The organism is Exiguobacterium sp. BRG2 (assembly GCF_031844245.1).
GTDB lineage: Bacteria > Bacillota > Bacilli > Exiguobacteriales > Exiguobacteriaceae > Exiguobacterium_A.
The window spans coordinates 37,413-54,210 of record NZ_JAUZUW010000015.1 but is presented as its reverse complement, the minus strand read 5'-3'; the positions used below and the strand labels follow the sequence as shown (position 1 = coordinate 54,210).

Below are 16,798 nucleotides of genomic sequence, written 5' to 3'. Positions count from 1 at the left end.
CCAATATGTCATTTGACGACTTTTAAATCTTACAGTAAAGTAATATGTGATGTCAATTACTTTTTTGAAGTTTTTTTCGTCTGTGACGCTCGCGTTTGGCATGTGCCTCAGCGACATGTATTAATATATCAACTCTTGTTTTTTTCGTCAACTGTTTTTCTAAAAAAACTTTAGAAAAAAGATAGACCCGCTTGAACCGGTAAAACACTACCCGTTCGCGGGTCTTTTTCGTTACGCCTGTTTTTGAGATTGTCCTTGAGAAGCGGGCTTTTCTTGCAAGCGATGCAGCATTAGAATCTGATACGCATTACAGATTAAAAGTGTCGCAAGCGCCGCCCATAACATCCGCTTATCTTGTGTTGCCTGCAAAGCAGGTACCCATTCGATCAACGTGATGACTGTCATGAGGAACAATGTCGGAATGAACGCTGTAAAGTTCGTTTCCCGTGCTTTCGTCCGCGCGACTAAGAATGCAATTAAAAGCAAGACGACCATCTCACCAATATAGAGACTTGTCTTATCAAAACCGTATGCTAGTCCACGTAGATAAACGCCATCAAATAGCGCAAATGCGATCAAGACGATCTGGACACGGTTCCAAAGCTTTGCGCCGCGGAACAGATCAAGTCCGACGCGATGTAAGATCAAGTACGAGAAGAATCCCATCAAACTGATGGCTGTCCACGTACTACTGTAGGAGAGAGCCGTCACATATCCGCTAATCGATTGATTCCGGATATATCCAGGTTCTGCTACCAAGTTAAACACGAAGCCGGCGAGCGTTCCGATTAGGAGCGTCATCCAAAACAGCTTCAAAAATCCTTTAATCTTCATTCTTATCCCTCTACTTTTTCGATGACACGCGTGGCGAGTTCATTATAGTATGTCTCAAATGGATGATCATCGCGATAAATGGATGGAGCGAAGTCCGCATCATTCGCATATGGTTGTCCAAGTGGAATCTTAGCTAGAATATCGGTTTTTAATGCTTCTGACAACCTCTCTCCGCCACCACTACCGAAGACATATTCTTTTTCGCCTGTCACTTTGCTTTCAAAGTACGCCATGTTCTCAACGATTCCGAGGAGACGATGGTTTGTTTTGATCGCCATCGCCCCTGCACGTGCTGCAACGAAAGCGGCTGTTGCGTGAGGTGTCGTGACGATGACTTCCTGACAGCTAGGGAGCATCGAATGGATATCGAGCGCGACATCTCCTGTCCCCGGTGGAAGATCAAGCAACAAGTAATCAAGGTCGCCCCACTCGACGTCCGCGAAGAAGTTGTTGAGCATCTTCCCGAGCATTGGTCCCCGCCAGATGACTGGTGCATTGTCTTCGACGAAGAAGCCCATTGAGATGACCTTGACGCCAAAGCGTTCTGGTGGAACGATCCGGTCGTTCACGACAGTCGGACGTGTTTCAATCCCCATCATGTCAGGTACACTAAAGCCGTAGATATCGGCATCAATCAAACCAACCTTCTTCCCTGCTCGCGCGAGGGCGACTGCTAAGTTGACGGAAACCGTTGATTTCCCGACGCCGCCTTTACCGGAAGCGATCGCGATGAACGTCGTACCGGATTCCGGTTTGAGAATTGACGGTGTCGTCGCTGCTTGAATCCCGTGATCACCGAGTGCCTCAAAACGAAGTCCCACCGTCTTGAATCCTTTTTCTTTCAGTTCCTTGACGATTTGCTGTTGGAGCACAAGTTGCTCCCCAGAACCGGATTGTGCTAAAGCGATTTTCAAACTGACATAATCACCTTTAATCCGGACGTCACGAATGCCGTTCGTATCTGCAAGCGGGCGGTCAATCGTCGGATCGACGAGCGTTCCGACTACCTCGCGAATTTCTTGTTCATTCAACATAGTGCCTTCCCCCTGAAAACGTTCGATTTAATCCCTATCAGTATAACAAAAATAAGAGAGCGCTTGCACATTTCGACACCGGAAAGGATGACTTTTCCATGTCCGATGTCGGTTTTCATCGTTTTGCTCGATCATCCGCTCGCTTTAGAACATTCGGTTCCATGTACGAGGACCCACGACACCATCGACATCGAGTCCTTGACGTGTCTGATAGGCGCGCACCTTTTGAGTCGTCTCTGCATCAAAGCGCCGGGTCACCGCCGCTTTGACCGCCCGCTGGATCCGCTCAATATCCCCTGGATTCATATTAGCTGCCCCTTGATACAACGGACGACCTGGATACGGAACGATCGCACGAGAGCGATTCGTCGTTTCTTCAGACACTCCTAGTAATTCAAAGTGCGGATAATCCTTAAAGCTCGTCCAGTCCCCACCCCAAGAAAAGCCACGTCGTTTCATCGCAGCAACAATCTTTTGAAAGCTTTGGTCATTTTGAAATAGCGCTTGTGTACCGTCTTTTGAATATTGAAAGAGGTCGACGGCAATTCCACGGTTATGATTCGATTGTCCCCCACGTGCATTCGTTACGATCGGTCCCGGTAGTGTCCGTCCCTGTGCGTACAACCGATTCTGTTCCGCGATCGATCGGTATCCTTGGGCGACACCGACATAAATTTCTTGCGCATGCATCTCCCGGATGACCTCTTGCGTCCGTTTAGCGACTTCTCGTGACAGTCCCGACGCATTCAACTTCCGATTCGCTCGCTCGAGTAACCAGCTGATCGATAATGCCATCTATGCTCACTCCCCTTTGTCTCCTGTTCCCGAAAACAAAATCCGCTATACTTATGGAATGCAGAATGATTTTAACTCATATCAAAAGGAGCATCCTATGAAAAAACGCATCATTTGGACACTTAGCGTCACCTGTCTTTTACACCTTGGCTTCATCCTGTATCTGACGCTGCAACCGACTGTCGCTACCAAGACGGAGTTACCGGACAATGCAACCGTCTTAAGTGAAGAAACCTCTTTTACGGGACATGTTGGTCAAACGACGGCACATACACCTATCCAATTCATACAATCTGTCTTTGTTTGGAGCATCCCGCTGACGATCGTCATCCTCTATCTTCTTCTGACGGCATTGCACCGATTACGCTCCACTCCGTCGTCTTGACTTGAATCGCTGTTCTGACACTTCGTCAGGAGAGCGGTTTTTTAGTGCACAAAAAAACCTCCCACCACAAGGGTGAGAGGGATTCGAAAAGAATTAACGTTTCGAGAATTGTGGTGCACGACGAGCTGCTTTAAGACCGTATTTTTTACGCTCTTTCATACGAGCATCACGAGTCAAGAAGCCTTTCGCTTTGAGTGCGCCGCGGAATTCTGGATCCGCTTGAAGAAGAGCACGTGAGATACCGTGACGGATAGCGCCTGCTTGACCAGTGAAGCCGCCGCCTTTGACCGTTACGATTACATCGTACTTGCCTTCTGTTTCTGTGATTACGAGTGGTTCTTTTGCAGTCATGATCAATGTCTCATAACCGAAGTATTCGCTGATATCGCGACCGTTAACTGTGACTTTACCGTCTCCAGCAACGAGGAAAACGCGCGCTGCCGCGTGTTTCCGGCGACCAGTGCCGTAGTAACGTACATCTGCCATCGTGTAGTTCCTCCTAAATTCGTATTAACCGCGAAGTTCGTAAACTTCTGGTTGTTGTGCTTCGTGCTTGTGTGCAGCTCCAGCGTAGACGTGGAGTTTGTTGAACATTTGACGACCGAGGCTACCTTTTGGAAGCATCCCTTTGATCGCGAGTTCAAGCATGCGCTCAGGTTTGTTAGCAAGCATATCGCGTGCAACAGTCTGCTTTAAGCCGCCTGGATGACCAGAGTGACGGTAGTAGACTTTTTTGTCGAGTTTGTTACCAGTTAAAACGATTTTCTCAACGTTGATGAGGATAACGTTATCCCCACAGTCAACGTGTGGTGTGAACGTAGGCTTGTGCTTACCACGGAGAAGTGATGAAACTTCGCTCGCAAGGCGACCGAGTGTTTTACCTTCAGCGTCGATAAGGAGCCATTTGCGTTCTACATCAGTAGCTTTCGCCATGAAAGTTGTGCGCATGTAAAATACCTCCTAAGGAATTAAAAGTTCTGTTTTTGATTTTTCATTTATTCACTAGGTGAATCTATCATAATCTTAGGTGTACGGGGCTAAGATTGTGGTTTCATAATAAATGAAATGCCAATAAACATTGTATGTTTTTTAATAGCCAATGTCAATTGCCTTTTTTCACTCCGGATAGAAAACTTCCCATAGATAGAGTCCATGAGGAGGCGCCGTCACGCCTGCGACGTTTCGGTCCTTTGCCAGCAACATTTTTTTGATGTCCTCTGGTGCAAAACGACCGCGTCCGACGTCAAGTAACGTCCCGACCATGATCCGGATTTGATTATAGAGAAACCCACTGCCCTGGAACCGAAAGACGAGTTCGTCACCGACTGTCATCAACTCTGCCTCGTAAATCGTCCGGACCCGGTTATCCGTTTCCGTCTTCGCGACACAGAACGAACTGAAGTCGTGCGTTCCGACGAGATGTGCCATCCCTTGACGGATGCGCTCGAGATCGAGCGGATACGGAATATGAACCGATAGATTCCGACGAAACGCATTTTCTTCGCGGCGGACGAAATAGCGGTATTCCTTCCCTACGACATCGTAACGCGCTTCAAAGGTCGGTTCGACCTCCTCGCAGCTCCGGACACGAATATCCGCTGGTAAGAGCGTATTCAGTGCCTTGACGACGTTCTCCGGGGGAATCGCTAGTTCCGTATCAAAATGAATGACTTGCCCGTAGGCATGCACCCTCGCATCCGTCCGTCCCGACCCGATGATCTTGACGGGATGTTTGTGCATCCGCGCAAGCGTCGTTTCAATCACTTCTTGAATCGTCACTCCGTTTGGTTGCACCTGATACCCGGCGTAGCCGGTTCCGTCATATTGAATCGTACATTTTAAACGACGCATTAACCGATCCCTCGCAATCCTACTAAACTGATCATCAGGAGGGCGAGTAGGATGATCAGACCTGTATCCCGCATCGTCCACTTGGATTCCCGTAGACGTGTCCGTCCTTCTCCTCCACGGTACCCCCGTGCTTCCATCGCTGTCGCAAGATCCTCTGCCCGCTTAAAAGCGGAGATGAACAACGGAATCAATAACGGAATGATCGCCCGTAAACGTTCCTTGATCGGTCCTGCTGACAAATCAACACCACGTGCTTGCTGTGCCTTCATGATTTTCTCCGTCTCCTCCGCTAAGGTTGGTAAGAACCGAAGCGAAATCGATAACATGAGCGCAATCTCATGCGTCGGGACACGAACGACCTTGAACGGCTTCAACAACAATTCAATCGCATCCGTCAGTTCGATCGGTGAGGTCGTCAGCGTGACGAGTGTCGTGATCGAGACGAGATAGAAGAAACGTAATGAGACGATGATCGCGAGTCGAAGTCCTTCTTCGTAGATCCGAAGCCAGCCGAGTTCGAAAATCACAGCCCCTTCGCGCGTAAAGAACAGTTGGATGACGAACGTAAAGACGATCAGGAAAAGAATTGGTCGCAGTCCCTTTAGAACATAACGAAGCGGTAAGCGACTACTCATGAGTGCTACGAACGTAAAAATGAGTAAAAAGATGTTCGTTGCTGCATTGTTCGCGAGAAAGACGAGCGGAATGAAGCAGAAAGCAAAGATGATTTTCGCAAGTGCCGACGACCGGTGCAAGTACGACTGACCGGGAATATGTTGTCCGACGATCATTCGCTCACCCCTTTCGTCATCAACCACTCGATCAACTTGGTCTCCGTCCGGATATCCGGTCGTTGCAATCCACGCCGATCAGCGACTTGCCAAGCAAGCGATAAGACGTGCGGAAGATCGAGGTGGAATTGCTCGAGCAATGTCTCTTCTTTAAACAGGTCAAGCGGTAGTCCGTCAAACGCCACCTGGGCGTTTTCCATGACGATGACACGCTCGGCATACTCAAGCACCTGATCCATGTCGTGCGTGATCAGGAGCAATGTCATACCGGTCTCTGCATGGAGCCGGGCAAACAGACTCAGCATATGCTTGCGCCCTTGCGGATCGAGTCCTGCCGTCGGCTCATCGACGATCAACACGTCTGGTTGACTAGCGAGTACGCCGGCAATTGCAACACGCCTCATTTGCCCACCAGACAGGTCAAACGGCGAACGACTCCAAAAGACTTCATCGAGTCCGACAGTCCGTAACGCTTCTTTTGCTAATTGCTCAGCCGTCGCACTATCATGACCAAAGTTCATCGGACCGAACATGACATCCTTTAAGACCGTCTCTTCGAACAATTGATATTCCGGATATTGAAAAACAAGCCCGACGCGACGTCTTAATGGCTTGAGGTCCTGTTTTTTCTTCGGTTCGACGATGATGTCATCGACTTGTACCTTCCCCGCTGTCGGCTTGAGCAACCCATTGATGTGTTGCACGAGCGTCGATTTCCCGGATCCGGTATGCCCTACAAACGCAACAAGCGCCCCTGACGGAATCTCAAGATTCACATCACGTAGCGCGACTCGTTCGAACGGACTATTGAGTTGATACGTATAATTTAATTCCTGGATTAAGATTGGCATAAACGGTTCACCAATTCTCTTTCATCTAGTATCGTCTCCTCGAGTGAGAGACCTTGCGCCCGTAAACGTTCCTGTACCCGAACAACGAATGGAACATCGAGTCCGATGTCTTCTAAGAACGATGCATGACGAAAGACTTCCTGAGGGGATCCTTCTAATACGATTTTCCCGGCATCCATGACGATGACACGACTAGCCCGTAATACTTCGTCTAATTCGTGTGTAATCGCGATGACCGCCATTGGGTGGGTCGCATGGAGTTCTTGAACGGTCGACATGACCTCTTGTCGTGCTAATGGATCAAGCATCGATGTGGCTTCATCGAGCACGAGAACATCAGGGCGCATCGCAAGCGCCGAAGCGATTGCGACACGCTGCTTCTGTCCGCCGGATAGTTGATGGGGTTCCCGATCAACAAAATCCGTAAGGCCAACGCGCGCTAGACTGTCGTCGATACGACGAACCATTTCCTCGCGTGGCACACCCCAGTTTTCTAGAGCAAATGCCACGTCGTCGCGCACGGTCGTGCCAACGAATTGATTATCTGGATTTTGGAAAACGATACCGATCGCTCGACGCATCTCCCACAGTTGTTCCGGATTCGCACTTGAAAAGCGCTCAGCAACCGTAACGGTCCCTGTCTCCGGTAACAACAATCCGTTAAACAATTTCGTCAGCGTTGATTTTCCAGAGCCATTGTGACCAACGATGGCGACCCATTCACCTGAACGAATCGTCAGAGAGACCTCTTGTAGGGCTGCTTGCTCCTGTTCCGGATACCGATAGGTGACCTGTTCCAGTTCAATCAGCTTGTCCATGATCTCTCCTCCTTCATCAAATCAATACTTTCATTTTGTAGCAAAAGGGCAGAAGCGGGATACGCACTGCCCTTTTATGGCGAATCATTTAATGAGGATTAAACGAGTTCGATGATGACCATTTCTGCGCCGTCACCACGACGTGGTCCCATTTTCATGATGCGTGTGTAACCACCTTGACGCTCAGCAAAACGTGGAGCCACATCAGCGAATAATTTTTGGATCGCGTCTTGTGCTTTGCCCTCTGCGTTTTGACCAGCAGCTTCACGGCGAACGAACGATGCAACTTGACGACGAGCGTGGAGATCACCGCGTTTACCTAAAGTGATGAGTTTCTCTACGACTGGACGAAGTTCCTTCGCTTTTTGTTCTGTAGTTTGGATACGCTCATTGATGATGAGATCAGTCGCAAGGTCACGCAAAAGTGCCTTACGTTGTGAGCTTGTACGGCCTAATTTCGAGTATGCCATGGATGGATTCCCTCCTTCGTGCAATTAATAGTATTAGTCTTCTTTGCGCAAGCCTAGTCCGAGTTCGTCGAGTTTCGCTTGAACTTCCTCGAGTGATTTACGTCCGAGGTTACGGACTTTCATCATCTCGTCTTCGCTCTTGTTCGCGAGTTCTTGAACCGTGTTGATACCAGCGCGTTTCAAACAGTTGTACGAACGAACTGAGAGATCGAGTTCTTCGATCGTCATTTCGAGTACTTTTTCTTTTTGATCTTCTTCCTTTTCGACCATGATTTCAGCATGGAGCGCTTCGTCTGTAAGACCAACAAAGATGTTTAAGTGTTCTGTCATGATTTTCGCACCGAGTGACACTGCTTCTTCAGGGCGGATTGAACCGTCCGTCCAAACATCAAGCGTCAATTTATCGAAGCTCGCATCTTGACCAACACGTGTTTTTTCAACTTGATAATTTACACGTTGAATTGGCGTGTAAATTGAGTCGATTGGGATGACACCAATTGGCATATCGTCCCGTTTGTTATCTTCAGCCTGAACATACCCACGACCACGGCGTGCTGTAAGACGCATATGAAGTGATGCACCTTCTGCAAGCGTTGCGATGTGAAGTTCTGGGTTGAGGATTTCGACGTCGCTGTCATGCGTAATGTTCGCAGCAGTGACAACACCAGCGCCTTGAATATCGATCTCAAGCGTTTTCTCTTCTTCCGAGTATACTTTGAGGGCGAGTTTCTTAAGGTTCAAGATGATTTGGGTAACGTCTTCTACAACGCCATCAATCGTCGAGAACTCATGAAGAACGCCATCGATTTGGACAGCAGTGACTGCAGCACCCGGAAGTGAAGACAATAGGATACGACGCAATGAGTTACCAAGCGTTGTACCGAATCCACGCTCAAGCGGCTCAACTACGAATTTACCAAACGTAGCGTTCTCGCTTAACTCGATCGTTTCAATCTTCGGTTTTTCGATTTCGATCATCTGAACCCCTCCTTGAATATCGTCATGTTGGCCATCGCGTTCAATCGCCAACCGCCTTGTGTACGTTTCTACTGCCTTGCTTGGTCAAACGATCAACAAAAGTCTACTCGAATCCCCGCTCTGCAGTACAAGACGGGTTACACGCGACGACGTTTTGGAGGGCGGCAACCGTTGTGTGGTACTGGAGTAACGTCACGGATTGCAGTGACTTCGAGACCGATTGCTTGAAGAGCACGGATAGCTGCTTCACGACCTGCACCAGGACCTTTAACGTTAACTTCTACAGTACGCATACCGTTATCCATTGCTGTTTTAGCAGCTGTTTCAGATGCCATTTGTGCAGCGAAAGGAGTCGATTTACGTGAGCCTTTGAAGCCCATGTTACCTGCAGTTGCCCAAGAGATTGCATTCCCTTGCATATCAGTGATCGTAACGATCGTGTTGTTGAATGTTGAACGGATATGCACGATACCAGATTCAATATTCTTTTTGACTTTACGTTTACTACGAACGTTCTGTTTGCGTTTTGCCATCTTAGTTTACCCTCCCTTACTTCTTCTTGTTCGCTACTGTACGGCGTGGGCCTTTACGAGTACGCGAGTTGTTTTTAGTGTTTTGACCACGAACTGGAAGACCACGACGGTGACGAACACCACGGTAGCAACCGATTTCGATCAAACGTTTGATGTTGAGTGAGATTTCACGACGAAGGTCACCCTCAACTTTGATTTTGTCTAAACCATCACGAAGTTGGTTCAATTGTTCCTCAGTCAAGTCGCGAGTACGAGTATCTTCAGAGATACCAGTTTCTTTCAAGACTTTTTGAGCAGTCGTTTTACCAACACCATAGATGTAAGTGAGTGAGATGACGATGCGTTTCTCACGTGGAATATCTACACCAGCAATACGTGCCATGTGTGCACCTCCTTGTTTAATTACCCTTGTTTTTGTTTATGCTTAGGGTTTTCGCAAATAACCATTACTTTGCCTTTACGGCGGATAACTTTACATTTTTCACAGATCGGTTTAACCGAAGGTCTTACTTTCATTGTGAATACCTCCTCCTGAAAAAATCGGAGTTTTTATTTGAAACGGTATGTGATCCGTCCGCGAGTCAAGTCGTATGGTGACAACTCAACCGTTACTTTATCTCCTGGCAAGATCCGAATGAAGTGCATCCGAATTTTTCCTGAGACGTGCGCGAGGACCGTGTGGCCGTTTTCTAACTCCACCTTAAACATCGCGTTTGGAAGCGGCTCGATAACCGTACCTTCCACTTCGATTACATCTTGTTTCGCCATCAATTATACCCCTTTCTCTATAAAGTTGATTGGGAGCCCAGACGATTTGTAGCGCTAGGGGCTTTCTACAAGAGCCATTGAGAGATCATCGGTCACAAACACGAGTGGATACTGGCTTATAGAAAGGTGACACCAATAACGCGCACAGCTCACTCTGCATCGACCGTTAAGATCTCGTAGCCGTCGTCTGTGATGGCGATGGTGTGCTCAAAGTGGGCGCACATGCTACCGTCCACCGTCACTACCGTCCAATTGTCGGATAGTGTGCGAACATAGCGTTTCCCGACATTGACCATTGGCTCAATTGCCAGTGTCATGCCGGTTTTCAGGCGCGGCCCTTTCCCCGGTGGTCCATAATGTGGAATTTGCGGATCTTCATGCAAATTTTGTCCCACGCCGTGGCCCACATATTCGCGGACTACAGAAAAATTCGCTGCTTCAACATGTGACTGAATCGCATGCGAAATATCTGTCAGGTGCACGCCAGCTTTGGCGCGCTCCAATCCTTTATACAGAGATTCTTCAGTTACGTCAAGTAACCGCTTCGTCTCTTCAGAGATTGTACCTACCGGATATGTCCAGGCTGAATCTCCGTGATACCCATTGTACTCTGCTCCGATGTCAATCGAGATGATGTCACCGTCCTGAAGTACACGATCTCCCGGAATACCATGGACAAGCTCTTCGTTCACGGAAGCACAGATGCTACCCGTGAAACCATTATACCCTTTAAACGATGGTGTTGCCCCTTGACTTCGAATATAGCGTTCAGCGATCACGTCGAGTTGCCCCGTCGTGATACCTGGGCGAATATGAGCTTGAAGCTCCTTATGCGTCCGGGCGACGATTTGTCCTGCTTTACGCATGATGTCGATTTCACGCGGCGCTTTCGTGATGATCATTACTGATCACCAAGGAGTGCCTGAACATCGGAATATACATCGTTGATTGGACGATCACCGTCCAAATTACGAAGATACCCTTTTTCTGCGTAAAAGTCAATCAAAGGTTGCGCTTGAGCGACGTTGACTTCCAAGCGACGACGTACTGTCTCCTCTTGGTCATCTTCACGTTGTACAAGTGCTGATCCGTCGATATCACAGATTCCCTCCACTTTTGGTGGGTTGTAGAGAACATGATACGTTGCTCCGCAAGTTGGGCAAATCCGGCGACCTGTCAAACGAGGGACAAGTTTCTCCGGGTCTACACCAATGTGGATGACGTGATCAATTTGTTTGCCCAGATCTTCAAGTAATGCTTCAAGAGCATCTGCTTGTTTCACTGTGCGCGGGAAACCGTCAAGGAGAAAACCATTTGCACAGTCTTCTTTGGCGAGACGCTCACGTACGATGCCGATTGTGACTTCGTCCGGAACGAGTTCCCCTTTATCCATGTATGATTTCGCTTCTTGTCCGAGTGGCGTTGAATCTTTGATCGCCGCGCGGAACATGTCGCCTGTCGAGATGTGGGGGATCGCATAGTCTTCGATGATTTTCGCAGCCTGCGTTCCTTTACCAGCACCCGGCAAACCCATCAATACTAGATTCATGTCGGTAGCCTCCACTTCTATAGCTCTATAGACACAACAGAAAGGAAAGGGATGGTCCCCTTCCTCCCGCCTTATCGGATAAAGCCTTTGTAGTGTCGTTTAACCAATTGGCTTTCAATCTGTTTCATCGTCTCTAGTCCTACACCGATGACGATCAACAAGCTCGTTCCACCAATCTGCACCGAGTTCGGCAAGCCAGCAAACTTAATGAAGAATGTCGGCGTCACCGCGATGACAGCAAGGAAGAGTGAACCGAAGAATGTCAAACGGTATAGAATCTTCGTGATGTACTGCTCCGTTTGCTTACCAGGACGAATACCAGGAATGTATCCGCCTTGTTTTTGAAGGTTCTCTGCCATTTGTTCCGGATTAACCTGAACGAATGTGTAGAAGTACGAGAACGCGATGATCAGTGCCACATAGATCGACATACCGATTGGACTCGTGTAGTCGAAGATGTCACGGATCTTCGCTGCTGTTTCCGCACTTGCAAAGAAACTCGCAATCGTTGGTGGCGTCACCATGAACGACACCGCGAAGATGACTGGAATAACACCGGCAGCGTTCAATTTGATCGGTAAGTGTGCCGATTGACCGCCAACTGGTGTCCGGTTCACCGTACGCTTAGCGTACTGAATCGGAATCTTACGTGCAGCTTGCTGAACATAAATGACTCCGACGATGACCGCGATGATGATTAAAAGCAAGAGTACGATATAAAGCACGTTTACAAACAAAGCATCCCCTGCATTTTGGAGCTTCGTTTCGTAAATCTGGCGGAATGCATTCGGGAAGCCCGCGACGATCCCAGCGAAGATGATCATTGATATCCCGTTACCAATGCCCTTCTCCGTGATGAGTTCACCAATGAACATCAAGAATGCTGTTCCCGCTGTCAATACGAGTGCAATCATAACGTATGTCCAGGTGCCGAACTGTTCGTCGACAAGACCTGGGTAGATACGGTTAAATCCAAGCGCGATTCCAAACGCTTGGACTAAGCCGAGTACGATCGTTCCATAGCGCGTTACCGTTGCTAACTTCTTACGGCCCGCCTCTCCTTGTTTTGCCCATTCGGCAAACTTTGGAACAACGTCCATCTGTAAGAGTTGGACAACGATCGAGGCCGTGATATACGGCATGATTCCCATCGCAAAGAGTGAGAAATTCTGCAAAGCATTCCCACCGAACGAGTTCAAGAAACCAAGAATACCATTCTGGTCGATCTTGAACACTTCCGTGTTTACCATTGGCACCGGGATATGTGCTCCGATCCGGAACACGATGACCAATGCCAAGGTAAAGAGAATGCGCCGACGAATGTCAGCTACGCGCCACATATTGGAGATCGCTTGAAACATTAGATCACCTCAACCGTACCGCCGGCAGCTTCGATTGCTTGCTTCGCAGCGTCGGAGAACTTATGAGCTTTGACTGTTAGTTTCTTTTCGATCTTACCGTTAGAAAGAATTTTCACGCCGTCTTTCATGCCTTTGACTGCACGAGTCTCGACAAGAAGTTCTGGAGTGACTTCAGTTCCTTCTTCAAAACGGTTGAGTGTGTCAAGGTTAATGACCGCGAACTCTTTACGAGTTGGGTTGTTGAAGCCGCGTTTTGGTAAACGACGGTAAAGTGGGTTTTGTCCACCTTCGAAACCTGGACGAACACCACCGCCTGAACGAGCTTTTTGACCTTTGTGACCACGGCCAGAAGTCTTACCGTTACCAGAAGACATACCGCGACCTACACGGTTGCGTTCTGAACGTGAACCAGCAGCTGGTTTCAATTCATGGAGTTTCATAGTGGGGCACCTCCTCATAAAATTATATCGAACTATTACTCTTGAATTTCTTTTACTGTCACTAAGTGTGACACGTGGTTAATCATCCCACGCATAGCAGCGTTGTCAGGTACGACAACAGTCTGGTGCATCTTACGGAGACCAAGCGTACGAGTAGTAACGCGTTGGTTCTCCGGACGACCGATCATGCTGCGTGTGAGGGTAACTGCGAGTTTCGCCATCTGTTTTCCCTCCCTTTCTTAACCGCGAAGTTCTTCGACGGTTTTACCGCGGAGTTTCGCAACTTCTTCAGCACGTTTGAGTGATGTGAGACCTTCGACAGTCGCACGAACCATGTTGATTGGAGTGCTTGATCCAAGTGATTTTGAAAGAATGTCGTTGATTCCCGCTAATTCGAGAACCGCACGAACTGGACCACCAGCGATGACTCCAGTACCTTCAGAAGCAGGCTTCAAGAAGACGTGACCTGCACCGAATACACCGTTGACTTCGTGTGGAATTGTTGTGTTAACGATTGGAACGTTAACCATGTTTTTCTTAGCATCTTCGATTGCTTTACGGATCGCTTCAGGCACTTCCTGAGCTTTACCCGTACCGAAACCTACGTGACCATTCTTGTCACCAACGACGACGAGGGCAGCAAAACGGAAGCGACGGCCACCTTTTACTACTTTCGCGACGCGGTTTACGGTAACAACGCGTTCTTCGAGTTGATCCATGTTAATTTCTAACTGGCGCATGTAGAGGTTCCCTCCTTTTCTATTAGAATTTGAGACCAGCTTCACGAGCTGCTTCAGCTACAGCTTTGATACGTCCATGATAGAGATATCCTCCACGGTCGAAAACGACTGTTTCGATACCTTTTTCAAGAGCGCGCTCAGCTGCGAGCTTACCAACTGCTGCCGCAGCGTCAGTCGTGTTGCCTTTTTCAAGGTCGAGTGATGATGCAGATGCGAGTGTTGCATGTGTTGCATCGTCAATGACTTGTACGTAAATGTTCTTGTTCGAACGGAATACGTTCATACGTGGACGTGTTGCAGTCCCGATGATTGTACGACGGACACGACCATGACGTTTTTTACGCGTAGCGTTTTTATCTGCCTTTGAGATCATTTATGCCACTCCTTTCCGGTCAATTCGCATTCGCGAATTACTTACCTGTTTTACCTTCTTTACGACGAACGACTTCATCACTGTAACGAATACCTTTACCTTTGTACGGCTCAGGTTGACGGTACGAACGGATCAATGCAGCGACGTGACCAACACGTTCTTTGCTGATTCCGCGAACGATGAGTTGCGTATTCGTAGGAACTTCGACTTCGATGCCTTGTTCCGGAGTGTACTCGATTGGGTGTGAGTAACCGAGGTTGAGTACGATTTTGTTACCTTGCTTTTGTGCACGGTAACCAACACCTTGGATATCGAGTGTCTTAGCGAAACCGTTGCTTACACCTTCGACCATGTTCGCGATAAGCGCACGAGTCGTTCCGTGGATCGTACGGTTTGCTTTCTCGTCGTTCGGACGAGTGACAGTCAATTCATTACCTTCTACGTTGATCGCCATAGCTGGGCTGAACTCGCGTGAGAGTTCCCCTTTAGGACCTTTTACCGTAACCGTGTTGTTTTCAACTGTTACTGTAACGCCTGCTGGGATGACGACTGGCTTTTTACCAATACGTGACATTTAAGACACCTCCGTTCTTTTTATGCGTGTATTACCAGATGTATGCGATCACTTCGCCGCCGACTTTTTGTTGGCGAGCTTCTTTATCAGTCATTACACCTTTAGATGTTGAAACGATAGCGATTCCGAGACCACCGAGTACTTTCGGGATTTCATCAGCTTTCGCGTAAACGCGAAGACCTGGTTTCGAGATACGTTTGAGTCCAGTGATAACGCGCTCGTTGCTTGCGCCGTATTTAAGGAATACGCGGAGCGTACCTTGTTTGCTGTCCTCGAGATATTCAACATCGCGGATGAAACCTTCACGTTTGAGGATTTCAGCGACTTCACGTTTGATTGTAGAAGCTGGCATTTCCAACTTCTCATGGCGAACCATGTTTGCATTACGAATGCGTGTAAGCATATCTGCAATCGGATCTGTCATAACCATGCGATGTACCTCCTTTCACAACTTTAATGAATTACCAGCTTGCTTTTTTAACACCAGGGATTTGACCTTTATGAGCAAGATCACGGAACTTAATACGGCTGATACCGAATTTACCAATGTAACCGTGTGGACGGCCAGTGATACTACAACGGTTGTGTAAACGAACCGCTGAAGAGTTACGTGGGAGTTTGCTCAAGCCGATGTAGTCGCCTTGTGCTTTCAATTCTGCGCGTTTTTCAGCGTAGCGCTCAACGAGTGCTTGACGTTTTACTTCACGTGCGATCATTGATTTCTTAGCCATGTTGTCGACCTCCCTTATTTTTGGAATGGCATGCCGAGTGCAGTGAGAAGCTCACGTGACTCTTCATCCGTGTTAGCAGTAGTTACGATAACGATGTCCATACCACGGACTTTCGATACGCGATCGTAGTCGATCTCTGGGAAGATCAATTGTTCCTTCACGCCTAGCGTGTAGTTACCACGGCCATCGAAAGATTTTTTCGATACGCCACGGAAGTCACGTACACGTGGAAGTGACACGTTGATCAACTTGTCGAGGAATTCGTACATGCGCTCGCCACGAAGTGTAACCTTCGCACCGATTGGCATACCTTCACGAAGTTTGAAACCAGCGATTGATTTCTTAGCTTTCGTGATGAGTGGTTTCTGACCAGTGAGGAGCTGAAGCTCTTCAACTGCCATGTCAAGTGCCTTAGAGTTCGTAACAGCGTCACCAACACCCATGTTGATTACGATTTTATCGACTTTCGGCGCTTGCATTACAGAACTGTAATTGAATTTCTCCATCATTACTTTGACGATTTCGTCTTGGTATTTAGCTTTTAAACGGTTCATCAGAAAGTGGACCTCCTTTCTTTAAATCTTCTTATTTATCTAAAGCTTCGCCCGATTTTTTAGCGATACGTACTTTCTTGCCGTCAACCACAGTGAAACCAACGCGTGTTGGGTTACCTGTCTTAGGGTCGATGAGCATAACGTTCGATACGTGAATCGGTGCTTCTTTCTCGACAATTCCGCCTTGCGGGTTGAGTTGAGAAGGTTTTGAGTGTTTTTTGATCATGTTAACGCCTTCGACGATTACGCGATCTTTTTTAGGCATAGCTGTAAGGACAACGCCTTGTTTGCCTTTGTCTTTACCAGTCATAACCTGAACTTTATCACCTTTTTTGACATGCATCGTTAGAGCACCTCCTTGTAGGAAT

28 protein-coding genes are annotated in these 16,798 nt (G+C 48.0%); 1 reads left to right on the top strand and 27 read right to left on the bottom strand.

Annotation, left to right across the window (positions count from 1 at the left end):
- Positions 1 to 231: 231 nt before the first annotated feature.
- From Q9R23_RS15120 to Q9R23_RS15110, 3 genes are all read right to left on the bottom strand, one after another.
- A complete protein-coding gene (locus Q9R23_RS15120; RefSeq protein ID WP_023466658.1) occupies positions 232 to 834 on the bottom strand; it encodes a KinB-signaling pathway activation protein in 603 nt (200 codons plus the stop codon).
- A gap of 2 nt (positions 835 to 836) precedes the next feature.
- Positions 837 to 1,868, bottom strand: coding sequence for an Mrp/NBP35 family ATP-binding protein (locus Q9R23_RS15115; protein ID WP_035413182.1), 1,032 nt, complete (start codon positions 1,866 to 1,868; stop codon positions 837 to 839).
- Between the two features lie 144 nt (positions 1,869 to 2,012).
- Positions 2,013 to 2,663, bottom strand: coding sequence for a M15 family metallopeptidase (locus tag Q9R23_RS15110; protein ID WP_311247377.1), 651 nt, complete (start codon positions 2,661 to 2,663; stop codon positions 2,013 to 2,015).
- A gap of 97 nt (positions 2,664 to 2,760) precedes the next feature.
- Here Q9R23_RS15110 and Q9R23_RS15105 point away from each other — a divergent pair, with 97 nt between their 5' ends.
- Positions 2,761 to 3,048, top strand: coding sequence for a hypothetical protein (locus tag Q9R23_RS15105; protein WP_214856821.1), 288 nt, complete (start codon positions 2,761 to 2,763; stop codon positions 3,046 to 3,048).
- A gap of 93 nt (positions 3,049 to 3,141) precedes the next feature.
- Here the strand turns inward: Q9R23_RS15105 and rpsI are convergent, their stop codons facing one another.
- The 24 genes from rpsI to rplX all read right to left on the bottom strand — a co-directional run bounded on the left by rpsI (position 3,142) and on the right by rplX (position 16,773).
- Positions 3,142 to 3,534, bottom strand: a complete 393-nt coding sequence (gene rpsI, locus Q9R23_RS15100) for a 30S ribosomal protein S9 (protein WP_023466655.1) — start codon at positions 3,532 to 3,534, stop codon at positions 3,142 to 3,144.
- Positions 3,535 to 3,558: 24 nt separating this feature from the next.
- Positions 3,559 to 3,996: a 50S ribosomal protein L13 gene (gene rplM / locus Q9R23_RS15095; RefSeq protein WP_023466654.1), complete on the bottom strand. Its 438-nt coding sequence runs from the start codon at positions 3,994 to 3,996 to the stop codon at positions 3,559 to 3,561.
- Positions 3,997 to 4,164: 168 nt separating this feature from the next.
- Positions 4,165 to 4,899: a tRNA pseudouridine(38-40) synthase TruA gene (gene truA / locus Q9R23_RS15090; RefSeq protein WP_214856820.1), complete on the bottom strand. Its 735-nt coding sequence runs from the start codon at positions 4,897 to 4,899 to the stop codon at positions 4,165 to 4,167.
- Positions 4,899 to 5,690 carry an energy-coupling factor transporter transmembrane component T family protein gene (locus Q9R23_RS15085; RefSeq protein WP_311247376.1) on the bottom strand — a complete coding sequence of 264 codons (792 nt, stop codon included), beginning with the start codon at positions 5,688 to 5,690 and terminating at the stop codon, positions 4,899 to 4,901. Before Q9R23_RS15085 ends, truA begins: the two co-directional genes overlap by 1 nt.
- Positions 5,687 to 6,541 carry an energy-coupling factor transporter ATPase gene (locus tag Q9R23_RS15080; RefSeq protein ID WP_311247375.1) on the bottom strand — a complete coding sequence of 285 codons (855 nt, stop codon included), beginning with the start codon at positions 6,539 to 6,541 and terminating at the stop codon, positions 5,687 to 5,689. The genes Q9R23_RS15085 and Q9R23_RS15080 overlap by 4 nt, the downstream gene beginning before the upstream one ends.
- Positions 6,529 to 7,359 (bottom strand): energy-coupling factor ABC transporter ATP-binding protein, encoded by an 831-nt coding sequence (locus Q9R23_RS15075; RefSeq protein WP_023466650.1) that lies wholly within the window; start codon positions 7,357 to 7,359, stop codon positions 6,529 to 6,531. Before Q9R23_RS15075 ends, Q9R23_RS15080 begins: the two co-directional genes overlap by 13 nt.
- A gap of 98 nt (positions 7,360 to 7,457) precedes the next feature.
- Positions 7,458 to 7,829: a 50S ribosomal protein L17 gene (gene rplQ / locus Q9R23_RS15070; RefSeq protein WP_023466649.1), complete on the bottom strand. Its 372-nt coding sequence runs from the start codon at positions 7,827 to 7,829 to the stop codon at positions 7,458 to 7,460.
- A 33-nt stretch (positions 7,830 to 7,862) separates the two neighbouring features.
- Positions 7,863 to 8,807: a DNA-directed RNA polymerase subunit alpha gene (locus tag Q9R23_RS15065; RefSeq protein WP_023466648.1), complete on the bottom strand. Its 945-nt coding sequence runs from the start codon at positions 8,805 to 8,807 to the stop codon at positions 7,863 to 7,865.
- A gap of 137 nt (positions 8,808 to 8,944) precedes the next feature.
- A complete protein-coding gene (gene rpsK, locus Q9R23_RS15060) occupies positions 8,945 to 9,340 on the bottom strand; it encodes a 30S ribosomal protein S11 (RefSeq protein WP_023466647.1) in 396 nt (131 codons plus the stop codon).
- A gap of 16 nt (positions 9,341 to 9,356) precedes the next feature.
- Entirely contained in the window at positions 9,357 to 9,722 is a 366-nt protein-coding gene (gene rpsM, locus Q9R23_RS15055) for a 30S ribosomal protein S13 (protein ID WP_023466646.1), read from the bottom strand.
- 20 nt (positions 9,723 to 9,742) lie between these two features.
- Positions 9,743 to 9,856, bottom strand: coding sequence for a 50S ribosomal protein L36 (gene rpmJ / locus Q9R23_RS15050; RefSeq protein ID WP_003156543.1), 114 nt, complete (start codon positions 9,854 to 9,856; stop codon positions 9,743 to 9,745).
- 33 nt (positions 9,857 to 9,889) lie between these two features.
- Positions 9,890 to 10,108, bottom strand: coding sequence for a translation initiation factor IF-1 (gene infA, locus Q9R23_RS15045; protein ID WP_012369032.1), 219 nt, complete (start codon positions 10,106 to 10,108; stop codon positions 9,890 to 9,892).
- Between the two features lie 149 nt (positions 10,109 to 10,257).
- On the bottom strand, positions 10,258 to 11,010 hold the full coding sequence (gene map, locus Q9R23_RS15040) for a type I methionyl aminopeptidase (RefSeq protein ID WP_294739807.1): 753 nt from the start codon (positions 11,008 to 11,010) through the stop codon (positions 10,258 to 10,260).
- Entirely contained in the window at positions 11,010 to 11,657 is a 648-nt protein-coding gene (locus Q9R23_RS15035; RefSeq protein ID WP_023466643.1) for an adenylate kinase, read from the bottom strand. Before Q9R23_RS15035 ends, map begins: the two co-directional genes overlap by 1 nt.
- Positions 11,658 to 11,728: 71 nt before the next feature.
- On the bottom strand, positions 11,729 to 13,018 hold the full coding sequence (gene secY, locus Q9R23_RS15030) for a preprotein translocase subunit SecY (RefSeq protein WP_214856817.1): 1,290 nt from the start codon (positions 13,016 to 13,018) through the stop codon (positions 11,729 to 11,731).
- Positions 13,018 to 13,458: a 50S ribosomal protein L15 gene (gene rplO / locus Q9R23_RS15025; RefSeq protein ID WP_035399353.1), complete on the bottom strand. Its 441-nt coding sequence runs from the start codon at positions 13,456 to 13,458 to the stop codon at positions 13,018 to 13,020. Before rplO ends, secY begins: the two co-directional genes overlap by 1 nt.
- Before the next feature lie 35 nt (positions 13,459 to 13,493).
- The gene (gene rpmD, locus Q9R23_RS15020; RefSeq protein WP_023466640.1) at positions 13,494 to 13,679 is read right to left on the bottom strand and encodes a 50S ribosomal protein L30; all 186 of its coding nucleotides are present in this window, start codon (positions 13,677 to 13,679) and stop codon (positions 13,494 to 13,496) included.
- 18 nt (positions 13,680 to 13,697) lie between these two features.
- The gene (rpsE, locus tag Q9R23_RS15015; protein WP_023466639.1) at positions 13,698 to 14,198 is read right to left on the bottom strand and encodes a 30S ribosomal protein S5; all 501 of its coding nucleotides are present in this window, start codon (positions 14,196 to 14,198) and stop codon (positions 13,698 to 13,700) included.
- A gap of 22 nt (positions 14,199 to 14,220) precedes the next feature.
- Positions 14,221 to 14,571, bottom strand: a complete 351-nt coding sequence (gene rplR / locus Q9R23_RS15010; protein ID WP_023466638.1) for a 50S ribosomal protein L18 — start codon at positions 14,569 to 14,571, stop codon at positions 14,221 to 14,223.
- Positions 14,572 to 14,608: 37 nt separating this feature from the next.
- On the bottom strand, positions 14,609 to 15,145 hold the full coding sequence (gene rplF, locus Q9R23_RS15005; RefSeq protein ID WP_058705173.1) for a 50S ribosomal protein L6: 537 nt from the start codon (positions 15,143 to 15,145) through the stop codon (positions 14,609 to 14,611).
- Between the two features lie 31 nt (positions 15,146 to 15,176).
- The gene (gene rpsH, locus Q9R23_RS15000) at positions 15,177 to 15,575 is read right to left on the bottom strand and encodes a 30S ribosomal protein S8 (RefSeq protein ID WP_012369023.1); all 399 of its coding nucleotides are present in this window, start codon (positions 15,573 to 15,575) and stop codon (positions 15,177 to 15,179) included.
- Positions 15,576 to 15,606: 31 nt separating this feature from the next.
- Positions 15,607 to 15,876, bottom strand: a complete 270-nt coding sequence (gene rpsN / locus Q9R23_RS14995) for a 30S ribosomal protein S14 (protein WP_023466636.1) — start codon at positions 15,874 to 15,876, stop codon at positions 15,607 to 15,609.
- A 14-nt stretch (positions 15,877 to 15,890) separates the two neighbouring features.
- Positions 15,891 to 16,430, bottom strand: a complete 540-nt coding sequence (rplE, locus tag Q9R23_RS14990) for a 50S ribosomal protein L5 (RefSeq protein WP_023466635.1) — start codon at positions 16,428 to 16,430, stop codon at positions 15,891 to 15,893.
- A 31-nt stretch (positions 16,431 to 16,461) separates the two neighbouring features.
- Positions 16,462 to 16,773: a 50S ribosomal protein L24 gene (rplX, locus tag Q9R23_RS14985; RefSeq protein WP_012369020.1), complete on the bottom strand. Its 312-nt coding sequence runs from the start codon at positions 16,771 to 16,773 to the stop codon at positions 16,462 to 16,464.
- Positions 16,774 to 16,798 lie beyond the last annotated feature (25 nt).